Annotated in this window: 7 protein-coding genes; 2 read left to right on the top strand and 5 right to left on the bottom strand. The window is 49.9% G+C overall.

All coding sequences use genetic code 11. The features are described 5' to 3' along the window. Both BIZ37_RS30280 and BIZ37_RS17010 read left to right on the top strand, forming a co-directional pair. On the top strand, positions 1-185 hold a 185-nt coding region (locus BIZ37_RS30280), incomplete at its 5' end, for a hypothetical protein (protein ID WP_222939711.1). Between the two features lie 74 nt (positions 186-259). Continuing rightward, positions 260-1,468: a multidrug effflux MFS transporter gene (locus BIZ37_RS17010; RefSeq protein WP_255526791.1), complete on the top strand. Its 1,209-nt coding sequence runs from the start codon at positions 260-262 to the stop codon at positions 1,466-1,468. 64 nt (positions 1,469-1,532) lie between these two features. Here the strand turns inward: BIZ37_RS17010 and BIZ37_RS17005 are convergent, their stop codons facing one another. The 5 genes from BIZ37_RS17005 to ebgR all read right to left on the bottom strand — a co-directional run bounded on the left by BIZ37_RS17005 (position 1,533) and on the right by ebgR (position 9,602). Then, on the bottom strand, positions 1,533-2,960 hold the full coding sequence (locus tag BIZ37_RS17005) for an amino acid permease (protein WP_187462491.1): 1,428 nt from the start codon (positions 2,958-2,960) through the stop codon (positions 1,533-1,535). Positions 2,961-3,211: 251 nt separating this feature from the next. After that, positions 3,212-4,645, bottom strand: a complete 1,434-nt coding sequence (locus tag BIZ37_RS17000) for an amino acid permease (protein ID WP_187462490.1) — start codon at positions 4,643-4,645, stop codon at positions 3,212-3,214. Positions 4,646-4,741: 96 nt separating this feature from the next. Then, the gene (locus BIZ37_RS16995; RefSeq protein ID WP_187462489.1) at positions 4,742-5,194 is read right to left on the bottom strand and encodes a beta-galactosidase subunit beta; all 453 of its coding nucleotides are present in this window, start codon (positions 5,192-5,194) and stop codon (positions 4,742-4,744) included. Between the two features lie 14 nt (positions 5,195-5,208). After that, the gene (gene ebgA / locus BIZ37_RS16990; RefSeq protein ID WP_187462488.1) at positions 5,209-8,301 is read right to left on the bottom strand and encodes a beta-galactosidase subunit alpha; all 3,093 of its coding nucleotides are present in this window, start codon (positions 8,299-8,301) and stop codon (positions 5,209-5,211) included. Between the two features lie 311 nt (positions 8,302-8,612). Then, positions 8,613-9,602 carry a transcriptional regulator EbgR gene (gene ebgR / locus BIZ37_RS16985; protein WP_187462487.1) on the bottom strand — a complete coding sequence of 330 codons (990 nt, stop codon included), beginning with the start codon at positions 9,600-9,602 and terminating at the stop codon, positions 8,613-8,615. Positions 9,603-9,815 lie beyond the last annotated feature (213 nt).

The following is a 9,815-nucleotide window of genomic DNA, read 5'->3' as shown; positions in this document are numbered from 1 at the left end:
GCACCAAGCACCAAGCACCAAGCACCAAGCACCAAGCACCAAGCACCAAGCACCAAGCACCAAGCACCAAGCGCCTAACCTATTATTTTGTAACAAAAAGTGAGCCAGTCATGGTGACGAAATCGAGCTTTTGCCATGATGGTGCAAGTTTTAGTTTGTCATTTCCGTTGGTTGAACTGACGTGAAATGACCTATGCATTTTGCTGCTTCCCTACAACAATGAGCAGCTTTAGCTTGGTATAACGAAATAGGTTTCCCTTTGAATGTAAATAGCCGCTCAGTAGCGCTACCGCTGTCGCCTCCCAGTATGTTTACCCTTATGATGCTGACAGGGCTATCGGCGATGTCGATCAGTATCTTCCTGCCTTCGCTGCCGCAGATGGCGGAGTATTTCAATGTGGATTACAGCGTGATGCAGTTTGCGGTGTCTGGCTACATTGCCATGAATGCCGTGGTGCAGTTCTTCATCGGGCCTTTGTCGGACCGGTTTGGGCGGCGCACTATGATGCTGTGGTCATGTGTGGTGTTTTTGCTCGCGACCTTGGGCTGCCTGCTGACTTCGAATGCTTACCTATTTCTTTTCTACCGTACTGTTCAGGCTGTCATTGTTAGCGCCGGTGTAATCGCCCGCGCCGTTGTCCGTGATATTGCCGATGAGCACGAATCAGCCAGCATGATTGGTTATATCATGATGGGGATGTCGATGGTTCCCATGGTCGCTCCAACCATAGGTGGTTTTCTAGGTGAGTGGATGGGGTGGCAATCTAGTTTTGTCCTTATGCTGGTTGCGGGTCTGGCGATAACGGCCTTGGCTTTCTGGGATATGGGGGAGACTGCGCCGCAAAGCCATTCTTCTATGGCTGCACAACTCAAAAACTATCCAAGTATTTTGAAGGACTCCCGGTTTTGGGCCTATTGCCTGATCACCATGTTTGCCAACGGCAGCTTCTTTATATTCCTCTCCGGGGGACCGTTGGTTGGCTCTGTGGTCTTTGGTCTGTCTCCATCGGAATTCGGGCTTTATTTTGCCATTACGCCATTAGGGTACCTGGTCGGTAATTACCTATCTGGCCGTTTCTCAAAGCGGTTTGGGATGCAAAAAATGATTGCTGCCGGTATCGCTTTATCACTTACTGGCCTGATAGCGATTTTAGTGCTGAGCTTTGCCCATATGAGTACCGCAACTGTTTTCTTCGGCCTTATGGCTTTGGTTGGTTTGGGCAATGGTTTAATCCTTCCTAATGCTACGGTGGGCATGTTGATGGTCAAGCCAGAGTTGGTGGGTTCGGCCTCTGGCCTTGGTGCGGCAATTATGACCGGCGGCGGGGCAGTCTTGTCTGTCGGTGCAGGGTTTGCGGTCTATGAGGGGGCTGGCGTCATGCCAATAACCGGGCTAATGACAGCAACCTTTATCCTCGTTGTGGTGCTGTTTGGCTGGAGCCAGAAACTATCATCGGTAGCTAAATAACTAAACCCGCCATTAGGCGGGTTTTTATTATCGTGTCATTGTTGTTTGATTGCGATGTTAGTGCTTACTGCGTCACAGCTTCCTGTTTAACCTCAACACTTTTTCTTGCCTGCTTTTTTTCAAAGCGTGAGATCCACCACCATGCAATGGCAGAGAAGACCGCAGTCATAAACACATTGATGAAGAATGCCCGGACAAGGTTAACGCCAGTCGGGAAGGCCGATGCCGTCATGCTCACGACGAAGATAACGATAAGTACAGACACAATCGCCATACCGACATTGCGCGAACCCATGCGGAAGTCACGTGGGGTGTCATCGTATTTCAAACGGAACACGAAGTAGGCAGCCATGATGAAGATTGGCGGTAGCATTGCGGTACCCGCTGTCAGGTTGATGGCCTGGTTCATCATGTCCTGGACCGATTCAGAGCCGAAACCGTTAACGATAAGCATCACGAAAACGAAAGCGAACTGCCACCATGCGGCGCGGACTGGTACACCGTGTTCGTTAAGCTCGGTTGTCTTCTCACCGTAAACGCCTTTCGGGATCTCAGAGAAGTGGATTTTCACCGGAGCGGCTGTCCACATCATCATTGAGCCAAACATAGCAATGAACAGTACGATACCGACAAAGCGGCCAACCAGGGACTGGGAAATCTCGAAGTAGTTCGCCATACCGGTAAAGATTTCAACCATACCACCGGCGTAGGTCAAATCTTCACGGGCAACGAAGACGTTAACCAGCAGTGAGCCAACAGCATACATGGCACCAATTACCACACCTGCTGCGATGATCACTTTGATGAATGACTTATGGCCGCCTTTCACATCGTTGAGATATGCCGCAGCGGTTTCTGCACCGCCTGCAGCCTGGAAGATCCAACACATGATACCCAGCGTTGCCCAGTTGATTGTCGGGCTCATCGCTTCCATGGTGATTGGCTGGGCAGGGGTGTAGTCACCGCTCAATGCCATCAAGGCACCAAGGACATAGATGCCGAATAGGGCAAACACACCGTAAGCGACGATCTCGGAGATCTTACCCAGCCAAGAAGCGCCCTTGGTTGAGATATGGGTAGCTGCCGCAAACAAAACGATTGAGATAAGCGAGGTGACCATTGGCGAGAAGGTGTATTCGTAACCCAGCATAGCGTAGGACGCATAGGCGATAACGTTCGGTAGTAGCGAGACGAACCAGAACAGGTTAACGAACCAGTAAAGGAAAGAGCCAAGGTAAGCGGCTTTGGTACCCAATGGTTTTTTCAGCCAGTCATACATACCCGATTCGGAGTTCTTATTGGCCGATACAAATTCGGCAATAATGAACACGAAGGGGATAAAGTAGACCACGGTTGCCAGCAGGAAAATAGGTGCGGAGCTCAAGCCCAGCTCGATGTTGTTGTTAACGATGTTGCGCACGTTGAATACGGCCGCAAAGGTCATCGATAGCAACGCAAACTTGCCAATCGTGCCGCGTAGGGATTCAGACATTGTGTCCTCCGTTATTGTGTCTGTTAGGACCTGATGTTGTGTGGTTATACCTAAGTAACCTGGAGGTGCCCGAAGGTTACTTGGGTATAACAGCACAGTGCTGCTGTGTCTATTTGGTCGTTCTGGTACTGTTATCCGGGTTACGGTTATAGGCCGTGATTGCTAAGTGTTGTCTGGCTTTGTTGATGTGTTGGCAGAGAAAGTTGGATATTGGCTTCCTCTGCCAGGTTTATGGGTTACTGAGTTATCGATTACTCAGTCGCTAGGGTTGGCGCGGCTTCTTTGAGGCGCTCTTCCTCACCCAGTGATTTTTCGTATTGGCTGTACTTCCACCATGCAAAGCCCAGGAAGATCACGATGCCGCCCACGTTGTAGAAAATGATGGTCATTATGTCGGCGCCGGTTGGGAAGGTTGAGGCCAAGAACCCAACAGAGAAGATACCGATAAGGACAGATACCACGGCGATACCCAGCTTGCGTGAACCCATCTTGAAGTCGCGTTCCAGGTGGTCGAGTTTCAGGCGTAGGTTCAGGTAGGCCAACATGATGAACAGTGGTGGCAACATTGAAGCTGCAGCCGTCATGTTGATCACGGTATTCATAAGATCTTGTGCGGTGTCTGAACCCAGTGTTGGGATAATCATCAGCGGGAAGACAATGGCGTACTGGACCCATGCCGCGCGGGCCGGGACACCGTTTTCGTTCAGCTCAACGGTCTTCTTGCCGAAGATGCCTTCTGGGATTTCAGAGAAGAAGATTTTTACCGGAGTTGCTGTCCACATCAGTAGCGAACCAAACATCGCTGTGAAGGACACCAAGCCAACAAAACGGTTCATCAGAATTTCCGGTAGGCCGAAGTAACTCGCCATGCCTTCGAAGACCTGTACCGAGCCGCCGGTATATTTCAGTACATCGCTTGATACGAAGACGTTGATAAGGACGGAAGCCACTGAATATAGGGCACCGATGATAATACCCGCCACAATGATCACTTTGACGAAAGACTTGGAGCCGCCTTTGACATCGTTTACGTAAACCGCGACAGATTCAGCACCACCGGCAGCCATGAATATCCAGGTTGTAATACCGAGGAAAGCCCAGCTGAACTCAGGGATCATCGCCTCAACAGTGATAGGGTCTGCGGGTTGGACACCGCCGATTAATGCTGCGCCCGAAAGCAAGATGTAAGACATGGTCAGTAGCAGCATCAGGGAAGAGGTGACTGATGTGATAGGACCCAACATTTTCGCACCGTTGGTCGATACATAGGTGGCGAAAGCAAACAGGATCATACTCAACGCCGTGGTGGTAAATGGCGTCAGGATGTATTCGTAACCGAGGAAGGCGTACGACGCATAGGCGATAACCCTAGGTAGCAGCGACGTAAAGAAGAACAGGTTAACGAACCAGTAGGTATAAGCAGAGATGAACGCCCAGCGGCCGCCAAGAGAGCTTTTCACCCAGGCATAAACCCCAGCCTCTGAATCTTTGTTGAGCGAAACGAACTCAGCAATGATCAAACAGAACGGGATGAAGTAAAAGAGCGTGGCCAGGAAGAACATCGGCGCAGAGGCCAAGCCAATCTCAATGTTGTTGTTGATGACATTATTGAAGCTGAAAACTGCCGCAAATGTCAGGGAGAGCAAGCCAAATTTGCCTATCGTATTACGTTTTGTATCAGACATTTTTATCTCCGAAGAGTCACGTTATATCTAGGGTCTGGAGGGGCTGCCGGCCAATGCCGGGCCCTCCCGTTATTATTTTTTTTTTGGATGTCTTGTTTATTTATTTAGGAAGTAGCCGTCTTCGATGGTTACTTTCAGCACGACCTTGCGTACCCGGTTGTCACCGTGGAAGCGGTAGGCTTTGCTGTTGTCGAAGATGACCACCTGGCCTTCGTATAGCTCGCGGGTTTCGCCTTGTCCTTGCAGGTACTCGCGGTCTGTTTCGTCACGGTAGGCTTCCACCACGCCAAGCGCTGACTTTTCGGCGAACTCAACGGTTTCGCGGCCTTCCAGGTAGTAATGGACGTCGAAGTAACGGCGGTTGCCTTCGAAGGTGGCGGTGTTGCGGGCAACACCGTCTTCAATCATGTAAACCAGCGAATCGCCGATGGAGTGCATCACGCCATCTTTGATATTGGTGATGTTTTCAATCGCTTCTACGCAGCGGTTCCATTTACGGCCATCGCGGTACACCACTTTGAATTGCTCTAGGCTCTCTAGCACGATCATGATTGTCGCCTCGTTTACTGGTTGTTTTGGTTAGAGGTAGCGGTGAAGAAGCGGTTGCCGAAGTCATGGTTAGCCATGGCTTGCGCGCTGCAGTCACCCGCCTGTAATGGCATCAGGGTGAGGCCGTAACGGAACTCATCCATGTAGACCCGGTAAGAGTCGAGCACTTCACTTCCCCAAGAGTTGGAACCAAGGCCCATCAATTTGTGGTCAAGGTTCAGGGTGATGTAGCCACTCTTGGCCAGTTCGATAGTGTGCTGGGCCTGATGCAGGTTCTGGTTGGTGTAGAACCATGCACTGAAGTTGATTTCCTGCTGCGGTTTGACCAGTAGGCCAGCACCGTGACGGTTGGTCAGTGCCGCCCAGCGAACGTGCTGGCGGTTACCGTTGTTTTGCGGGAACGGGTAGTTCTCGAACATGTCTTCAACAGTGCTCTGGTAGATATCAATCAGGTTGGCCTGTTTGCTGTCCTGATAGTTTTCCTCTGGCCCGCGACCGTAGTATTTCACTTGATCGAAATCACCGTTGATCCCCAAGTCCAGGCCGATAACCGGAATGACATGCGGGTAATCGCCGTAGCGCTCGCCGCTCAATTCAATGTTGAGCTGGCCTTCTGCATTGATCTGGTAGCGGTATTCACAGCGCATACCGAAATCAAATACCGGTGGTGCAATGATGCTGGTGGTTGTGATTTCAACCGAGTTGCTGTTGCTAACTACGTCGATGGTGCGGAAGTGCTCCTGCATAATTTGTAGGTGGGCAGGCTCCCATAGCCCTTCGTGTTCTTGTTTGTGGTTGTCGATCATCGGCTTGAAGAAGTTCAGCTTAGGCTCTGACTTGATCAGTTCTTCGCCGTTGACCATCCATGAGGTCAGCTTGCCGTTGATTTTCGAGAAGGTCAGCGCAAAGTTATTACCGGTGATCACTGTGTTTAGGCGGTTTTCTTCCACCATCAAAGGTGTCGCATTGTGGTTTACAAAGCGCGCTTTGCTAGCCGTACTTTCTTTGAGTTGGTACTGGTAAACCGCAATTTCATGGTTGGCGGCGCTGTACAGTGTGCGGCTGTCTTTGCGCACGGTGAAGTTGATGAATGCTTCGCGCTGGTCCAGTTCAGGAATCACAATCGTGATTTCACGGCTTGAGTTGGCAGCAAGGTCTTCAACCTTGAACTGAACGGTGCGTAGGGTTTCACCTTCGGCACGGACATCTGCAGTGATGGTGTAGTCGTTTAGATCGGAGAACCAAAGTTTGTTCTCGATCAGGAACTTGCCAGCTTGCTCGTCGATTGCACGGATCTTCACCGGTGCGATCACTTGCTTGTATTCTTTCAGGCCAGGGCCCGGGGTTTGATCCGGGTAGATCAGGCCATCCATACAGAAGTTGTAGTTGTTCGGGTAATCGCCGTAGTCACCGCCGTACTTGTAGAATTCAGTGCCGTTTTCATCACGGGCCAGAATGCCGTGGTCACACCATTCCCAGACGTAATGCCCCTGGATATGGTCGTGCTGGTAGAACACGTTCTGGTATTCGGTCAGGCCGCCCGGGCCATTACCCATAGCATGGGCATACTCACAGATGATGCGTGGCTTTTGGTGTGGATGCTCACCGAAGAAGTTCATCAGTTGGGCACGGGAGTACATGGTGGAGATGACATCAACCACTTCCGCATCACGGTCTTCTTCATAGTGCACCAAACGGGTGTCATCAATCGCCTTGGTGGCGGCATACATTGAGCGGATATTGCAGCCGTAACCTGATTCGTTACCCAGAGACCACATGATGATCGAAGGGTGGTTTTTCTGGGCGTGAACATGGCGCACTGCACGGTCAACAAATACGGTTTCCCACTCGGCATCATCTGTGATGCGGGACAGATCGCCGACATTGGCAAAGCCGTGGGTTTCGACATCGGTCTCGGCCATGACGAATAGGCCGTAGATGTCACACAGCTCGTAGAAGCGAGGGTCGTTCGGGTAGTGTGCAGTGCGGACAGAGTTGATGTTGTGCTGCTTCATCAGGATCAGATCTTTTTCGATACGATCCATGCCGACGGCACGGCCTTTGAGGTGGTCATTATCGTGACGGTTGACACCATGCAGCATTACGTACTGGTTGTTGATATAGAACAGGCCGTCGCGCACTTTGATATCACGGAAACCGACCCGCTGCGGGATGATTTCAACGGTGTTGCCTTGCTTGTCTTTGAGCGTCAGGACAAGCTGGTAAAGGTAAGGGTTTTCCGCAGTCCAGTGGGTAGGGTTATCCAACTCGATGGCAAATTGTGTCTGGGCACAGTCATCGATAACCAGGTGAGAGCACGCGCCCTCGGCAATGATCTGGCCCTTGTCATATAGCGCGTATTCAAGGGCAAAACCTGACGCTTGAGACGCAGACAGGTTTTCGATTTCGACGGCACAAGATAGCGTGGCTTGCTGGTAGTTTTCAGCAAAATCAGTGCGGACCGTGAAGTCTTGGACATGCACTTGATCCTTACCGATAAGGTAAACATCGCGGAAGATCCCGGCAGTCCACCACATGTCCTGATCTTCAATGTAGGTGGAGTCGGCCCATTGCATGACACGGACAGAAAGTAGGTTGTCACCTTGCTGGACGTATTGGCTGATGTCGAATTCAGCGGTTAGGCGGCTGCCTTTACTAAAGCCGACATACTCGCCGTTAACATAGACTTCGAAGTAGGTCTCAACACCATCAAACTTGATGATGGTCTGTTTGTCCTGCCAGTTTGCACCTAGTGTGAAGGTACGCTGGTAGGCACCGGTCGGGTTGTCGGTTGGGACGAACGGAACATCGATAGGGAAAGGGAAACCCTCGTCGGTGTATTGCAGGTCGCCATGGCCTTCCATCTGCCACATGTTAGGGACAGTAATATGACCCCAATCAGCCATAGGTTGCGAGTAAAACTCTTCTGGTACCAACAGCGGGTGGTTGAAGTATTGGAATTGCCACTGGCCGCTGAGCAACATGAAGTTGCTGCTAAGCTCACGCTGGAAAGTTTGTGCGCTTGATAGGGAGTTGTAAGAGAAGAAGTATGCACGTGGTGCAAGACGGTTCTCATGTAGGTGAAGGAAGTTTTCCCAATTGTTCACGAAATGCCTCCGGTTCAATACCGATGTATTTTTCTGCCATGACCAGAACGTTGGTCAGGTAACTTGCAAATCAGTTTAGTAAAAGTTTTACTAAATAGAACCGGTAAAAACTGGATGCTTTAACTCGATCACGATTTTTACTATTGCTTTGCTCAATAGTGTGATGGTGATTAAGAAATTCAGTGGGGAAGGAATTAGCTCGGTTGAAGAAGTGAACGAGGGGGAAGTTTGCACGCTGGGTATTTATCTCAGATATTAAAAAAGCGCTTCATATCAGCGCTTTATAATACATTTGATTGTGACAATGAAGCTTAATTACGCTTGGTTGTGTCACGCAGCTTTAGCTGGCTTGGGACATAGACTTGCAGCGGTAGCGTCCTACCATCACGGATTTTCTCGACGAGCAAGTTAACCCCTTGAATCCCCATCATTTCTGAGTGAATTCGAACGGTAGACAACGACGGAAAGGTAAATTTGGCGGTTGGGATATCGTTGACACTGATTAGAGCGATATCATCTGGGATCTTGAGGCCGTGCTCGTGGATTGCTCGTAAAACACCAATGGCAATAGAGTCGGAAGCAACGAACAAGGCCGAAGGGTAATCGCCGGTCGCCAGCATCTCTTTTGCCAGATCATAGCCGGAAGAGCTGGTGAACTCGCCGCGATAGATATCTTTATTGGACACTACCCCTTTAAGCTGACCGTATTCTGCAAAGGCTTCTTCGCGAATATCAGCAACATCCGGTAAATCCTGGCCACCAATAAAGCCAATGCGTTGATAGCCTTGCTCAATGAAAAAGTCGGTGATCTCCTTGCTAACCCTTGCTAAGTCAATGTCGACAGAATCATAAGGTGAGTGGGTGTCACTGAAATCAACAAAGCAAATATTGTCGGAAAGGCTTTTTACTTTCTCAAGCACTTTTGAACTATTGCGGCCCACGAGGATAATGCCGCTAACCTTGCTGTTTTCATTGGCTATTTCACCGTTGTAACAGTTGGTTAGCTCTATGCCAAGCTTACTACACTGGGTCTCGATACCATAGCGGATAGAGAGGTAGTACGGGTCGTTGACTTCGGCTTCTTGTTTGTAGTTGTAGACAGCCATGAAGTGCTGCTGTTGCTTTTTACTGGTTGCTAGGGCTTTGGCGTTGCTGGTTTTGTATTCCAGCTTTTCAGCGATTTCGAGGATTCGGTGTTTGGTCTCTTCTTTGACGCTTAATGTCGGGTCATCGTTGAGAACCCGTGATACCGTCGCCAGAGATACGCCCGCTTCCGTCGCGATGTCTTTCAGTGTCGCCATTTACTTGTATCCATTGGCAAGGCTCACTCACCGTGAGCGGTCTATCAATTTTACTATTTTAAACATACTCCAAGGGGGAGTTCTACGTTTTACTAAAATCATTTCGAATAAACCTTAGAGCTATACGGGAATGTTGGTGTGTATACGTGCGTATCGTACATAAAAGAGACAAGAGCGCTTGCCATATCTATAACTTCTGGTAAGTTAAATATG

The organism is Photobacterium sp. BZF1 (genome assembly GCF_014349205.1).
Lineage (GTDB): Bacteria > Pseudomonadota > Gammaproteobacteria > Enterobacterales > Vibrionaceae > Photobacterium.
The sequence above is the reverse complement of the archived record's forward strand: the minus strand, read 5'-3'. Positions and strand labels throughout refer to the sequence as shown.